The following is a 13,164-nucleotide window of genomic DNA, read 5'->3' as shown; positions in this document are numbered from 1 at the left end:
TCCGGTCCGTCGGCGCGGCAGCGCGCACGACGCAAGGGCCCATCATACCCCGTCGAGCGTCGCCTCCGAGGAGGTCGCGCCCGCGTGGCGGAGGCCCGCGGGGGTCGCGACGCGGCCGCGCGGCGTGCGCCCGATGAGCCCCTCGCGCACGAGGAAGGGCTCGACGACCGACTCGATCGTGTCGGCCTCCTCCCCCACGGCCGCTGCGAGGGTCGACAGCCCCACGGGGCCGCCCGCGAAGCGATGCGCGATGGCGTGGAGCACGGCCCGGTCGATGCGGTCGAGGCCCGCCGCGTCGACGTCGTAGAGCTCGAGCGCCGCGCGCACGCCGTCCAGGTCGGTCGAGCCCTCGTGCACCAGGAGCCAGTCGCGCACGCGGCGCAGCAGCCGGTTGGCGATGCGCGGCGTGCCGCGGGAGCGCCCCGCGAGCTCCGCGAGCGCGGCGGGCTCGATCGCGAGCCCCATGAGGCTCGCGGAGCGCCCGAGCACGCGCTCGAGGTCGGCGACGTCGTAGTGCTCGAGGTGCGCGGTGAAGCCGAAGCGGTCGCGGAGCGGCGCGGGCAGCATGCCGGAGCGCGTCGTCGCGCCCACGAGCGTGAACGGCGCGAGCTCGAGCGGGATCGATGCCGCGCCCGCGCCCTTGCCGACCATGATGTCGATCTTGAAGTCCTCCATCGCGAGGTAGAGCATCTCCTCCGCCGAGCGCGCCATGCGGTGGATCTCGTCGATGAAGAGGACCTCGCCCGGCACGAGCGCCGAGAGCACGGCCGCGAGGTCGCCCGCGTGCTGGATCGCCGGGCCGGAGGAGAAGCGGATGGGCCGGCCCGTCTCGGCGCCGATGATCATCGCGAGCGTGGTCTTGCCGAGCCCCGGGGGGCCCGCGAGGAGGATGTGGTCGGGCGCGCGGTCCTGGAGCGCCGCGGCGCGCAGCAGCACCTCGAGCTGCCCCCGCACCTTCGGCTGGCCGACGAACTCGGCGAGCGAGGTGGGGCGCAGGGCCCCCTCGAAGGCGAGCTCGTCGGAGCCGGCGACGGGGTCGACGACGGGATCGGTCATGCGCGGCCGCCAGGGCCGAGGATGGCGAGGGCCGCGCGCAGCAGCGTGCCCGTGCTCGCGGCGGCCTCCGGCGCGACCGCGACCGCGCGGTCGATCGCCTCGACCGAGGAGCGCTCGGGCCAGCCGAGGCCGGTGAGCGCGACGAGCACGTCGGCCCGGGCGTCGGGCGCCGCGGCCGTGGGCACGACGGCCGCCGCGTGCACCTTGCCGGTGAGCTGCAGGATGATGAGCTTGGCCGTCTTCGGCCCGATGCCGCTCACGGCCTTGAACGCGCGCTCGTCGGCGCCCTCGACGGCGCGCGCGAGCGCGTCGGGTGCGAGGTGCGCGAGCACGCCGAGCGCCGACTTGGGGCCCACGCCGGAGACCCCGCGCAGCAGGTCGAAGGCCTCGAGCTCCGCGTCGGTCTCGAAGCCGTAGAGCGAGAGCTCGTCCTCGCGCACGACGAGCGCGGTGCGGAGCGCGATCCGCTGCCCCTCGCGGGCGGCGAGCGAGCACTGCGGCGTCACGGCCACCGAGAGCCCGACCCCGCCGACGCCCACGACGAGCCGCCCGCCGGCGGCGGACAGCACGGTTCCGTCGAGCCTCGCGATCACCCTGGAAGCCTAGGCCGCCGCGCGGTGCCCGGCGCGCTGCCGCGCCGCGGGCGCGCGGCCCTGGACTGGTAGGTTCGATCCCGGTCCCCCGCACCCGAATCCTCCGGAGCCACGCATGCCCTTCATCGTCTTCCTGGTCTCGATGGTCCTCATGGTCGGCGGCTTCGTGGTCACCGGCTACGCCTTCCAGGCCGTGGGCATGGAGGCGGTGCTGTTCATGGTCGGCTTCGTCATGATCATGGCCTCGATCGCGCTGCCGATCGAGTACGGCTACCGCGGCAACCGCACGCGCGGCTGACGACTCACGCCCCGGGCGTCGTGCCCGTGGCGAGCGCGCGGAGCAGCCGCGCGAGCGCCTGCACGTCCTCGAGCGCCCAGTCCTCGAGCGCGGCGACGAGGGCGCGCTCCCGCGGCGCGCGCGCGGCCGCGAGGCGCTCCTGGCCGACCGCCGTGGCCCGCAGCGCGCTCGAGCGCCGGTCACGGGGATCGGCGGCGCGCTCGACGAGTCCCAGGCCCTCGAGCTCGCGCACCGCGCGGCTCATCTGGCCCTTGTCGGCCATGAGCGACTCGGCGAGCGCCGAGAGCGTGATCCCCTCGTGCCGCGCGATGGTCGTGAGCACCTTGTAGACGCCCGGCAGCATGCCGGGGCTGACGCGCTCGGCGTGCTCGGCGAGCACCCGGCGGACGCTCCCGATGAGGCTCGAGAGCTCGTCCTCGACCGCCTGGACCGCTGCGTGGCGGTCGGCGTCGGGCGCGGGCGCTGCTGCGTCACTCGTCTCGGTCACGGTCCTCCATCGTAGGCGCGCCGCCGTCGACGACGCGGACGGACCCCGTCGCCGTGAGGCCCGCCATGCCCTGCGGCACGGCGACGGTCGCGAGGTCGGCCTCGGCCGCATCGCGGCGCTCGCTCGTCGTCATGCCGCTGAGCGGCGCGTCCGGCAGCAGCAGGATCGCGATGACGCTGACGACCGCGAACGGCACGGCGATGAGGAACGCGCTCGAGATGCCCTGCGCGTAGATGTCCTCGACGATGACGCGGAGCCCCTCCGGCAGCGTCGAGACCTGCGGCAGCGTGCCGCTCTGCAGCGTCGCGGCCCACTGCGCGCCGTCGGGGCCGAGCTCGGCGAGCGCGGCGACGATGCGGTCCTGCGCGCCGGCGAAGAGGTCGGTGACGCGGGTGGCGAGCGCGGCGCCCATGAGCGAGACGCCGACCGTGCCGCCGAGGCTGCGGAAGAACGTGACGCCCGCGCTCGCGACGCCGATCTCCTCGGGCCGCGCCGAGTTCTGCACGATGAGCACGAGGTTCTGCATCGTCATGCCGACGCCAGCGCCGAGCATCGCCATGAAGAGCGAGACGAGCACGAAGTCGGTGTCGTAGCGGATGGTCGAGAGCAGCGCGGCGCCCGCCGTCAGGAGGATGCCGCCGAGCACGAGGTAGGGCTTCCACACGCCGAAGCGCGTGATGAGCGCGCCGACCCCGACCGACGAGAGCAGCAGGCCCGCGATCATGGGGATCGTCATGAGTCCGGCCTCCGTGGGGGTCGCCCCGCGGGCCATCTGCATGTACTGCCCGAGGAAGACCGAGGCGCCGAACATCGCGATGCCCGTCGCGATCGAGGCGACGACCGAGAGCGAGAAGGTGCGGTCGCGGAAGAGCGTCAGCGGCACGAGCGGCTCGGAGGCGCGCAGCTCGACGATCACGAAGAGCACCGCGGCGAGCACCGCGCCGCCCACCATGAGCGCGGTCTCGGTGCCCCACCAGGGGAAGGCGCTGCCGGCGCTCGTGATCCACACGAGCAGCAGCGAGACGGCCGTCGAGAGCAGCACGATGCCGACGACGTCGATGCGGGGCCTGCGGGTGCTCGGCGTGCCGCGCGGCACGGTGCGCTGCACGAGCAGCAGCGCGGCGACGGCGATCGGCAGCGAGACGAAGAAGTTCCAGCGCCAGCCGATGGAGTCGGTGATCACGCCGCCGAGCAGCGGCCCACCCACGGTCGCGACCGCCATCACGGCGCCGAACAGGCCCATGTAGCGGCCGCGCTCGCGCGGGCTGATGATGTCGGCCATGAGCACCTGGCTGAGCGCGGCGAGCCCGCCCGCGCCGAGGCCCTGCACGGCTCGGAAGGCGATGAGGGAGCCCGGGTCCTGCGCGAAGCCGGCGGCCGCGGTCGCGAGCACGAAGACGACGAGCGCGATCTGGTAGAGCCGCTTGCGGTCGACGAGATCGGCGAGCTTGCCCCAGATCGGGGTGGAGATGGCGGTCGTGAGCAGCGTGGCCGTCACGACCCAGGTGAAGACGCCCTGGTCGCCGCCCAGGTCGTGGACGATGACGGGCAGCGAGGTCGAGACCACCGTCGAGGCGATCATCGAGACGAACATGCCGAGCAGCAGGCCCGACAGGGGTGCGAGCACGCGGCGCGGGGCGGCGGCGACGGTGGACATGGGACTCCCTGAGCAGAAGGTTGATCTGCGTCAACGATACGCCTGGTGCTTGACCTGCGTCAACCTTCTGTCCGTGCTCGCCGCGAGGGCGCGGACGCCTCCCCCGTCAGCGCCGCCGGGCCGCCGTCTCGGCCGCAGCCCACGCCTGCTGCGCCGGGGTCGCCACGGCGGACGCGACGGCGCGCACGCGCCAGCCCTCCGCGATGGCGATCGCGAGCGCATCCGCGGCGTCGGCGGGACGCGGCGCCGCCTCGAGCCGCAGCAGGCGCCGCACCATCTCGGCCACCTGACGCTTGTCGGCGCCGCCATAGCCCGTGACGGCGGCCTTGACCTCGGAGGGCGTGAGCATCGCGATCGGGATGCCGCGCTCCGCCGCGGCCCGCAGCACGATGCCCGAGATCTGGGCGACGCCCATGACAGAGCGCAGGTTCGCCTGCGCGAAGACGCGCTCGATCGCGATCACGCGGGGCCGGTGCGCGTCGATGGCGGCCTCGACGCCGCGACCGATCCGCAGCAGCCGCTGCTCGATCGCCTCGTCGGCGTCGGAGCGCACGACCTCGACGTGCACGAGGCTCGGCACGCGCCGCTCGACGTCGACGACGCCGATGCCGCAGCGGGTGAGGCCGGGGTCGACGCCGAGCACCCGCACGGGCGACGGCCCCGGCATCGCCGCTACTCGTCCTCGTCGAGCTGCGCCTGCACCTCGGCGGGGATGTCGAGGTTGGCGTAGACGTTCTGCACGTCGTCGCTGTCCTCGAGCGCGTCGATGAGCCGCAGCGCCTTGCGCGCCGTGTCGGCGTCGACCTCGACCCGGAGGTTCGGCACGAACTCCACGTCGGCGGAGTCGTAGTCGATGTCCGCCTCCTGCAGCGCGGTGCGGACCGCGACGAGGTCGGTCGCCTCCGAGAGGATCTCGAAGCCCTCGCCCTGGTCGAGCACCTCCTCGGCGCCCGCGTCGAGCACGGCGAGCAGGATGTCGTCCTCGGTGAGGCCCTCGGTCTTCGTGACCGCCACGACGCCCTTGCGGCTGAAGTTGTACGCGACCGAGCCCGGGTCGGCCATCGTGCCGCCGTTCCGCGTCATCGCGGTGCGGACCTCGGCCGCGGCGCGGTTCTTGTTGTCGGTGAGGCACTCGATCATGAGCGCGACGCCCGAGGGGCCGTAGCCCTCGTACATGATCGTCGTGTACTCGACGGCGTCGCCCGTGAGGCCGGCGCCGCGCTTGATGGCGCGATCGATGTTGTCGTTGGGGACGCTCGTCTTCTTCGCCTTCTGGACGGCGTCGACGAGCGTGGGGTTGCCCGACAGGTCGGCGCCGCCGAGCTTCGCGGCGACCTCGATGTTCTTGATGAGCTTCGCGAACGACTTCGCGCGCTTCGCGTCGATGACGGCCTTCTTGTGCTTGGTCGTCGCCCACTTGGAGTGTCCGGACATGCTGCTCCTGGATCGGTTGGGGGGTCAGGACACTCTATCGCCGCGCCGCCGCGCGCCCGCCGAGCGGATCTCGAGCGCGGCGAGCGCCTCGAGCACCGCCGCGTCGCCCGCGCGCAGCGCCGCCGCGGGATCGGGCGCGACCCGCAGCACGCGCGCTGCGGGCTGGGCGACGAGGGCGCGGAGCGCGAGCAGGTCGCGGCCGCCGGGCGTCGCGGCCATGCGCGCGGTCGACGCCGCCCGCAGCGCGCCGCGCACGCGCGGCACGAGCCAGATGAGCACGAGCAGGAGCGCGGGCAGCAGCCACAGGGCCGTGCCGACCGCCGCGGCGAGCGCCTCCACCGAGCCGCGCAGCGACTCCCCCGCCGCTGAGAGCTCGGTCGCGGAGCCCGAGGCGTCGCGGAACGGCTGCGCGACGCCCTCGCCGATGAACGGCACCTGCGCGAGCGCGTCGCCCGCGCCGGAGAGGGTCGTCGCGAACCCGGCGCCGGCGTCCTCGATCTGCCGGCCGAAGCCGCCGAAGGAGGCGATCGCGGCACGCACCTGCTCCGAGACCCAGATCGCGGCGATGAGCGTGCCGACCGCGGCGAGGTCCCACAGGACCTGGAGCGCGGCGACGGCGGGACGGGCGGAGTAGGGCTGCACGGCGCCATCCTGGCAGGCGCCGCCGCGCGCGCCCCGTCAGGCGGCGGGCGCGGCCTGCGGCTTCCGGGCGCGCCGGCCCTGGATGAGCAGCCCCGCGCCGATGACGACCGCGGCGCCGATGAGCTGCCACGCCCCGAGCCGCTCGTGCAGCACGAGGAACCCGAGCCCGACCGCGACGACGGGGATGAAGTATGTGACGGTGGCCGAGATCGTCGGCCCGACGCTCCGCACGACCTCGAACTGGAGGATGTAGGCGACGCCGGTGCCGACGACGCCGAGCACCGCGACGGCGCCGAGCGCGGGCAGCAGCTGCTCGGTCGCGACGGGCGCGAGCGGCGGCCAGCCCTCGATCGCGGACCAGACGAGCAGCGCGGCGATCGTCATGGGCGCGCCCGTGAGCATGAGCGCGGTGGGATGCGCGAGCCCGGGCACCTCGGTGCCCGCGAGCAGGCGCCGGTTCAGGGTCCAGCCGATGCCGTAGGAGACGCCGCCGGCGAGGGCGATGAGGAAGCCGACGAGGTCTGGCGCGCCCTCGCTCGCCCAGGGCTCGGCGACGAGCACGACGCCGACGAAGCCGACGCCCACGGCCGTGAGCTTGCGGGGCGTCGGCCGGTCGCTCGGCAGCAGCAGGAGCGCGAAGAGGACGGTGGCGATGGGCGTGACCGCGTTGCCGATCGCGGCGAGGCCCGACGAGATGCGGGTCTCGGCCACGACGAAGGCCGTGAACGGCAGCGCCGTGAGGAAGAAGGAGCAGACGGCGAGCAGCGCCCAGGTGCGGCCGTCGCGCGGCAGCGGCTGCCGGAGCGCCACGGCGAGCAGCAGCAGCGTGGCGGCGGCGACGACGACGCGCAGGGTCGAGAGCTGCATGGGGTGGAGGGCCTCGAGCGCGACCTTCATCCAGAGGAAGCTCGAGCCCCAGACGAGGGCGAGCGCGACCCAGAGGAGCTGCCAGGGCACGCGCTGCAGGATGCTCACGCGGCGATCCTGCCAGTGGCCGCCGACAGGTCGCGACAGGCGGCCGAGGCGCTCACGCGAGGCCGTCCACGCGGTCGAGGAAGCGCCGGTGGAAGCGCTCCTCGCCCTGCACCTCCGGGTGGAAGGAGGTGCCGAGCAGCGGCCCCTGCTCGATCGCGACGACGCGGCCGCCGACGTCCGCGAGGGCCGTGGCCCGCTCCCCCACGCGCTCGACGACGGGCGCGCGGATGAAGACGGCGCGCACGGGCGGCGCGCCGAGCACCGGCACGTCGAGGTCGGCTTCGAACGAGTCGACCTGGCTGCCGAAGGCGTTCCGCCGCACGACGGCGTCGAGCCCGCCGAAGCTCGTCTGGCCCGGCGCCGCGTCGAGGATCTTGTCGGCCAGCAGGATGAGGCCCGCGCACGTGCCGTAGACCGGCATGCCCTCGGCGATCCGCTCGACGATCGCGTCGCGCACCCCGAGGATGCGCGCGAGGCGGTCGATGACGCTCGACTCGCCGCCGGGCAGCACGAGCCCGGCGACGTCGTCGAGCTGCGCGCGCGTGCGCACGGGGCGCGCGTCGGCGCCCAGGCCCTGCAGCATCGCGAGGTGCTCGCGCACGTCGCCCTGCAGGGCGAGGACGCCGACGCGGGGCCGGCCGGCCATCGCTACCAGCCGCGCTCGGCGAGGCGGTGCGGCGCGGGCAGGTCGGCCACGTTGATGCCGACCATGGCCTCGCCGAGGCCGCGCGAGGCCTCCGCGATCGCCTTCGGGTCGTCGTAGGAGGCGGTGGCGCGCACGATCGCGGCGGCACGGGCCTCCGGGTTGCCGGACTTGAAGATGCCGGAGCCGACGAAGACGCCGTCGGCGCCCATCTGCATCATCATCGCCGCATCGGCGGGCGTCGCGACGCCGCCGGCGACGAAGAGCACGACGGGCAGGCGGCCCGACTCGGCGACCTCGGCGACGAGCTCGTACGGCGCCTGCAGCTCCTTGGCCGCGACGAACAGCTCGTCCTTCGAGAGCGCGCCCAGGCGGCGGATCTCGCCCTTGATGGTGCGGATGTGCTTCATCGCCTCCGAGACGTCGCCGGTGCCGGCCTCGCCCTTGGAGCGGATCATCGCCGCGCCCTCGGTGATGCGGCGGAGCGCCTCGCCGAGGTTCGTCGCGCCGCACACGAAGGGCACCTCGAAGCCCCACTTGTCGATGTGGTTGACGTAGTCGGCGGGGCTCAGCACCTCGGACTCGTCGATGTAGTCGACCTCGAGCGCCTCGAGCACCTGCGCCTCGACGAAGTGGCCGATGCGGGCCTTCGCCATGACGGGGATCGTCACCTCCGCCTTGATGGCGTCGATGAGGTCGGGGTCGGACATGCGGGCGACGCCGCCCTGCGCGCGGATGTCGGCGGGCACGCGCTCGAGGGCCATGACGGCGACGGCGCCGGCGTCCTCGGCGATGCGGGCCTGCTCGGGGGTGACGACGTCCATGATGACGCCGCCGACGAGCATGTCGGCGAGGCCGCGCTTGACGCGCTGCGTGCCGGTGGTGGTCTGGTGCTGATCGGTCACGATCCTCGATCGTACGCCGCCTGGAGGGCGTCGCCGCGCACGCGCCGCCGCGGGTCGGCCGGGCTCAGGCCGGCCAGGCCTCCTGCAGGTCGCGCCGCATGTCCTCGATGAGGATCGGGAGCGCCTTCGTCTTGGCGATGATGGGGAAGAAGTTCGCGTCGAGGCTCCACCGCGGCACGATGTGCTGGTGCAGGTGGTCGGCGATCCCGGCGCCCGCGATGCGGCCCTGGTTCATGCCGATGTTGAAGCCCTGGCAGCGCGTCACCTGCGAGAGCACGCGCATGGCCGTCTGCGTGAGCACGGCCATCTCGGCGACCTCCTCGGTGGTCGCCTGGTCGTACATCCCCACGTGGCGGTACGGGCAGACCATGATGTGGCCCGTGTTGTAGGGGTAGAGGTTCATGAGCACGAACGCGGTCTCGCCGCGGTGCACGACGAGCCCCTGGTCGTCGGCCAGCTCCGGCGCGCGGCAGAAGGGGCACGCGTGCTCCTCCGGCATCTGCCCCTGCTGGATGTAGACCATGCGGTACGGCGTCCAGAGCCGCTGGAAGTGGTCGGGCACGCCCGGCAGCTCGCTCGACATCTGCGTGGGCGTGCCCCAGGCGTGCTCGGCGACGAGCGGCTCCTCGGGCTCGGGCGCGGGCTCGAAGGCCGGCACCCTGTCGCGGTGCGCGGCGGCGCGCTCGGCGGGCTCGTCGCCCACGACCTGCTCGCCGCCGCCCACGGTGCTCAGACCTGCGCCTTCGTCCGGATCGCGTCGACGATGCGCGCGACCGCCTCCTCGACGGGCACGCCGTTGTCCTGGGTGCCGTCGCGGAAGCGGAAGGAGACGCTGCCGGCCTCGGCGTCCTGGCCGCCGGCGATGAGCTGGAACGGCACCTTCGCGAGCGTGTGCGTGCGGATCTTCTTCTGCATGCGCTCGTCGCTCGCGTCGACCTCCACGCGCACGCCCTCGGCGCGGAGGCGCTCGGCGACGGTCTCGAGGTAGGGCGCGAAGTCGTTCGCGACCGGCACGCCGACGACCTGCACGGGCGCGAGCCAGGCGGGGAAGGCGCCCGCGTAGTGCTCGAGCAGGATCGCGAAGAAGCGCTCGATCGAGCCGAAGAGCGCGCGGTGGATCATGATGGGCCGCTGCTTCGAGCCGTCGGCCGCCGTGTACTCGAGCTCGAAGCGCTCGGGCAGGTTGAAGTCGAGCTGCACGGTGGAGAGCTGCCAGGAGCGGCCGATCGCGTCGCGCACCTTGAGATCGATCTTCGGACCGTAGAAGGCCGCCTCGCCGGGCTCCTCGACGAGCTCGAGGCCCGTGCGCTGCGCGACGCGGCGCAGCGCGTCGGTCGCGGTCGCCCAGACCGCCTCGTCGCCGATCCACTTCGCCTTCTCGTCGTCGCGCATCGAGAGCTCGAGGCGGAAGTCGGTGAGGCCGAAGTCGCCGAGCAGCGACAGCACGAACTCGAGGACCTTCGTGGTCTCCTCCTCGAGCTGCTCGGGGGTCACGAACAGGTGCGCGTCGTCCTGCGTGAAGCCCCGCACGCGGGTCAGGCCGTGGACGGCGCCCGAGAGCTCGTTGCGGTAGACCGTGCCGTTCTCGGCGAGGCGCAGCGGCAGGTCGCGGTACGACCGGGCGCGCTCCTTGTAGATGAGGATGTGCATCGGGCAGTTCATCGGCTTCAGGTAGTAGTCGACGCCCTGCTTGGTGACGTTCCCCGCCTCGTCGCGCTCCTCGTCCATGCGGATGGGTGGCCAGATGCCGTCCGCGTAGGTGACGAGGTGGTTCGAGGTGTCGAAGAGGTCGCGCTTCGTGATGTGCGGCGTGTAGACGTAGCTGTAGCCCTGCGCGATGTGCCGCGCGCGGGCGTGCTGCTCCATCTCGCCGCGCACGATGCCGCCCTTGGGGTGCCAGACCGAGAGGCCCGAGCCGATCTCGTCGGGGAACGAGAAGAGGTCGAGCTCGCGGCCGAGCTTGCGGTGGTCGCGCTTCGCGGCCTCCTCGAGGCGCTGCTGGTGGGCGCGCAGCTCGTCCTTGGTCGGCCAGGCGGTGCCGTAGATGCGCTGCAGCTGCGGCTGGTCGGTCCTGCCGCGCCAGTAGGCGCCGGCGACGCGCGTGAGCGCGAAGCCGTTGGCGATGAGGCGCGTGGAGGGCAGGTGCGGGCCGCGGCAGAGGTCCTTCCAGGCCACCTCGCCCGTCTTCGGGTCGACGTTGTCGTAGATCGTGAGCTCGCCCGCGCCCACCTCGACGTCGGCGCCCTCGGCCGCCTTGGCGGCGCCGCCCTTGAGCCCGATGAGCTCGAGCTTGTAGGGCTCGTCGGCGAGCTCGGCCTGCGCCTCCTCGTCGGTGACGACGCGGCGCACGAAGCGCTGGCCGGCCTTGACGATGCGCTGCATCTCCTTCTCGAGCGCCTTGAGGTCGTCGCTCGAGAGCGCCTCGGGCACGTCGAAGTCGTAGTAGAAGCCGTCCTGGACGGGCGGCCCGATGCCCAGGCGCGCCTCGGGGTTCACGCGCTGCACGGCCTGCGCCAGCACGTGCGCGGCCGAGTGGCGCAGGATGTCGAGGCCGTCGGGGCTGTCGATCGTCACCGGCTCGACCGCCTGCGTCTCCGTCACCTCGCGGGCGAGGTCCTGGAGCTCGCCGTCGACGCGCATGGCGACGACGGCACGGTCGGTGAAGAGGTCGAATCCGGTGGTCACCGCTCGATGCTATCGGCGCGCGCGGCCGGGGGCCGACACGACGAGGGCGCCCGGCCGGACGGTCGCAGCCGTCGGTCCGGGCGCCCTGCAGGAGCGCCGCGCTCAGCCGGCCGGGGCCAGCCAGACGGTCGACTCCCCCGGCATGGCGCCGTCGACGATGCCGCCCGTCGCGAGCACGACGCGCTCGAGCTCGTCGGCGCCGAGCGGCACCGCCGCGTCGCCGAAGGCCGTGACGACCTCCCAGCCGTTCGGCCGGGCGAAGCGCAGCACGTCGTCGCGCCCGGTCTCGACCCACTCGAGCCCCTCGGGCGCGAGCAGCGCGGCCCGCAGCGCGAGCGCCTGCCGGTAGAGCGCGAGCGTCGACGAGCCGTCGGCCGCCTGCGCGTCGGCGGCGTGCTCGCCGAACCACGCGGGCTGAGGCAGGTGCGGCTCGCCGCCGAAGCCGAAGGCGGGGGCGTCGGCCTCCCACGGCAGCGGCACGCGGCAGCCGTCCCTGCCGAGCTCGGCGCCGCCGCTGCGGAAGAACGTCGGGTCCTGCCGCGCCTCGGCCGGGATCGTCGCGGCCTCGTGCAGCCCGAGCTCCTCGCCCTGGTAGAGGTACGTCGAGCCCGGCAGGCCCAGGATGAACACGGTCGCGGCGCGTGCCCGACGCTCGCCGCGCGCGCGGTCGAGCTCGGCCTCCGGGCCGCCCTCGCGGATCCAGGCGATGCCGCGCTCGCGCACGGACGCGCCCTCGGTCGCGGCGAGGCCGTACCGGGTCGCGTGGCGCACGACGTCGTGGTTCGAGAGCACCCAGGTGCTCGACGAGCCCGACTCGTGCGCGAGCGCGAGGTTGTCGGCGATGATGCGCCGGAACGCCGCGGCCTCGAAGGGCGCCTCGAGCAGGTCGAAGTTGAACGACTGGCCGAGGCTCGTGGGGCTCGCGTAGCGGTGGATGCGCGAGGGGTGCACCCAGGCCTCCGCGACCGCGGTGCGCGGCGGGTCGTACGAGTCGAAGAGCGCGCGCCACTCGGCGTAGACCTCGTGCACGTCGTCGCGGTCGAGCAGCGGATGCATGCCGTCGACCGGCATCGCCGCGAGCTCCGCCTGCGACGGCAGCGGCTCGGTGAGGTCCTTCGTGAGCATGTGCGCGACGTCGATGCGGAAGCCGTCGACGCCCCGGTCCGACCAGAAGCGCAGCGTCTCGAGGAAGTCGGCGCGCACCTCCGGGTGGTCCCAGGCGAGGTCGGGCTGCTCGACGGCGAACGAGTGGAGGTACCACTGGCCGTCGGCGACGCGCTCCCAGGCCGAGCCGCCGAACATCGCGACCCAGTCGGTGGGCGGCTCGGCGCCGTCCGGCCCCGTGCCCTCGCGGAAGATGTAGCGCGCGCGCTCGGGCGAGCCGCGGCCGGCCTCGAGCGCCGCCTGGAACCAGGGGTGCAGGTCGGAGCTGTGGTTCGGCACGATGTCGACGACCACGCGGATGCCGCGCTCGTGGAGGGCGGCGACCATCCGGTCGAACTCCTCGAGCGTGCCGATCCGCGGGTCGACGTCGCGGTAGTCGGCCACGTCGTAGCCGCCGTCGGCGAGCGCCGAGGGGTAGAACGGGCTCAGCCACACCGCGTCGACGCCGAGGGCGTCGAGGTGGTCGATGCGCTCGAGCACCCCCTGGAGGTCGCCGATGCCGTCGCCCGTGGCGTCGGCGAAGCTGCGCGGGTAGATCTGGTACACCACGGCCTGCCGCCACCAGGGCTCGGCCGAGGCCTCCTCGTGCCGGGTCCTCGTCGTGGTCGTCTGCGTCATGCGGTCC

At 73.8% G+C, this 13,164-nt stretch carries 14 protein-coding genes; 1 reads left to right on the top strand and 13 read right to left on the bottom strand.

Annotation, left to right across the window (positions count from 1 at the left end):
- Nucleotides 1–42: 42 nt before the first annotated feature.
- Nucleotides 43–1,056 carry a Holliday junction branch migration DNA helicase RuvB gene (gene ruvB / locus OVA14_RS10980; protein ID WP_267503895.1) on the bottom strand — a complete coding sequence of 338 codons (1,014 nt, stop codon included), beginning with the start codon at nucleotides 1,054–1,056 and terminating at the stop codon, nucleotides 43–45.
- Nucleotides 1,053–1,649, bottom strand: a complete 597-nt coding sequence (gene ruvA, locus OVA14_RS10975) for a Holliday junction branch migration protein RuvA (RefSeq protein WP_267503894.1) — start codon at nucleotides 1,647–1,649, stop codon at nucleotides 1,053–1,055. Before ruvA ends, ruvB begins: the two co-directional genes overlap by 4 nt.
- A 115-nt stretch (nucleotides 1,650–1,764) precedes the next feature.
- On the opposite strand from ruvA, the gene OVA14_RS10970 reads away from it, so the two are divergent.
- Nucleotides 1,765–1,947: a hypothetical protein gene (locus OVA14_RS10970; protein WP_267503893.1), complete on the top strand. Its 183-nt coding sequence runs from the start codon at nucleotides 1,765–1,767 to the stop codon at nucleotides 1,945–1,947.
- A 4-nt stretch (nucleotides 1,948–1,951) separates the two neighbouring features.
- Here OVA14_RS10970 and OVA14_RS10965 read toward each other — a convergent pair whose 3' ends face one another.
- The 11 genes from OVA14_RS10965 to OVA14_RS10915 form a co-directional block, all read right to left on the bottom strand.
- The gene (locus OVA14_RS10965) at nucleotides 1,952–2,434 is read right to left on the bottom strand and encodes a MarR family winged helix-turn-helix transcriptional regulator (protein ID WP_267503892.1); all 483 of its coding nucleotides are present in this window, start codon (nucleotides 2,432–2,434) and stop codon (nucleotides 1,952–1,954) included.
- On the bottom strand, nucleotides 2,418–4,091 hold the full coding sequence (locus OVA14_RS10960) for an MDR family MFS transporter (RefSeq protein WP_267503891.1): 1,674 nt from the start codon (nucleotides 4,089–4,091) through the stop codon (nucleotides 2,418–2,420). Before OVA14_RS10960 ends, OVA14_RS10965 begins: the two co-directional genes overlap by 17 nt.
- Nucleotides 4,092–4,197: 106 nt before the next feature.
- On the bottom strand, nucleotides 4,198–4,758 hold the full coding sequence (gene ruvC, locus OVA14_RS10955; protein WP_267503890.1) for a crossover junction endodeoxyribonuclease RuvC: 561 nt from the start codon (nucleotides 4,756–4,758) through the stop codon (nucleotides 4,198–4,200).
- A 5-nt stretch (nucleotides 4,759–4,763) separates the two neighbouring features.
- Complete coding sequence (locus OVA14_RS10950; RefSeq protein ID WP_267503889.1) at nucleotides 4,764–5,525, bottom strand: YebC/PmpR family DNA-binding transcriptional regulator; 762 nt, start codon at nucleotides 5,523–5,525, stop codon at nucleotides 4,764–4,766.
- 24 nt (nucleotides 5,526–5,549) lie between these two features.
- Nucleotides 5,550–6,167 carry a hypothetical protein gene (locus OVA14_RS10945; RefSeq protein ID WP_267503888.1) on the bottom strand — a complete coding sequence of 206 codons (618 nt, stop codon included), beginning with the start codon at nucleotides 6,165–6,167 and terminating at the stop codon, nucleotides 5,550–5,552.
- A gap of 36 nt (nucleotides 6,168–6,203) precedes the next feature.
- Entirely contained in the window at nucleotides 6,204–7,142 is a 939-nt protein-coding gene (locus tag OVA14_RS10940) for a DMT family transporter (protein ID WP_267503887.1), read from the bottom strand.
- 52 nt (nucleotides 7,143–7,194) lie between these two features.
- On the bottom strand, nucleotides 7,195–7,788 hold the full coding sequence (gene pdxT / locus OVA14_RS10935) for a pyridoxal 5'-phosphate synthase glutaminase subunit PdxT (protein ID WP_267503886.1): 594 nt from the start codon (nucleotides 7,786–7,788) through the stop codon (nucleotides 7,195–7,197).
- Between the two features lie 2 nt (nucleotides 7,789–7,790).
- Complete coding sequence (gene pdxS, locus OVA14_RS10930) at nucleotides 7,791–8,690, bottom strand: pyridoxal 5'-phosphate synthase lyase subunit PdxS (RefSeq protein ID WP_267503885.1); 900 nt, start codon at nucleotides 8,688–8,690, stop codon at nucleotides 7,791–7,793.
- Between the two features lie 64 nt (nucleotides 8,691–8,754).
- Nucleotides 8,755–9,273: an HIT family protein gene (locus OVA14_RS10925; protein ID WP_267505576.1), complete on the bottom strand. Its 519-nt coding sequence runs from the start codon at nucleotides 9,271–9,273 to the stop codon at nucleotides 8,755–8,757.
- A 146-nt stretch (nucleotides 9,274–9,419) separates the two neighbouring features.
- Nucleotides 9,420–11,330, bottom strand: a complete 1,911-nt coding sequence (gene thrS / locus OVA14_RS10920; protein ID WP_267505575.1) for a threonine--tRNA ligase — start codon at nucleotides 11,328–11,330, stop codon at nucleotides 9,420–9,422.
- A gap of 147 nt (nucleotides 11,331–11,477) precedes the next feature.
- Nucleotides 11,478–13,157 carry a glycoside hydrolase family 13 protein gene (locus OVA14_RS10915; protein ID WP_267503884.1) on the bottom strand — a complete coding sequence of 560 codons (1,680 nt, stop codon included), beginning with the start codon at nucleotides 13,155–13,157 and terminating at the stop codon, nucleotides 11,478–11,480.
- Nucleotides 13,158–13,164: the final 7 nt, after the last annotated feature.

This window comes from Agrococcus sp. SL85 (genome assembly GCF_026625845.1).
GTDB lineage: Bacteria > Actinomycetota > Actinomycetes > Actinomycetales > Microbacteriaceae > Agrococcus.
This window is presented reverse-complemented; position numbering and strand designations above follow the sequence as displayed.

Bases quoted from the DNA above. Each gene is read 5' to 3' on its own strand.
- ruvB (WP_267503895.1), bottom strand. From the start codon at position 1,056: ATGACCGATCCCGTCGTCGACCCCGTCGCCGGCTCCGACGAGCTCGCC.
- OVA14_RS10970 (WP_267503893.1), top strand. From the start codon at position 1,765: ATGCCCTTCATCGTCTTCCTGGTCTCGATGGTCCTCATGGTCGGCGGC.
- OVA14_RS10960 (WP_267503891.1), bottom strand. From the start codon at position 4,091: ATGTCCACCGTCGCCGCCGCCCCGCGCCGCGTGCTCGCACCCCTGTCG.
- ruvC (WP_267503890.1), bottom strand. From the start codon at position 4,758: ATGCCGGGGCCGTCGCCCGTGCGGGTGCTCGGCGTCGACCCCGGCCTC.
- OVA14_RS10950 (WP_267503889.1), bottom strand. From the start codon at position 5,525: ATGTCCGGACACTCCAAGTGGGCGACGACCAAGCACAAGAAGGCCGTC.
- pdxT (WP_267503886.1), bottom strand. From the start codon at position 7,788: ATGGCCGGCCGGCCCCGCGTCGGCGTCCTCGCCCTGCAGGGCGACGTG.
- OVA14_RS10925 (WP_267505576.1), bottom strand. From the start codon at position 9,273: ATGTCGAGCGAGCTGCCGGGCGTGCCCGACCACTTCCAGCGGCTCTGG.
- thrS (WP_267505575.1), bottom strand. From the start codon at position 11,330: ATGCGCGTCGACGGCGAGCTCCAGGACCTCGCCCGCGAGGTGACGGAG.
- OVA14_RS10915 (WP_267503884.1), bottom strand. From the start codon at position 13,157: ATGACGCAGACGACCACGACGAGGACCCGGCACGAGGAGGCCTCGGCC.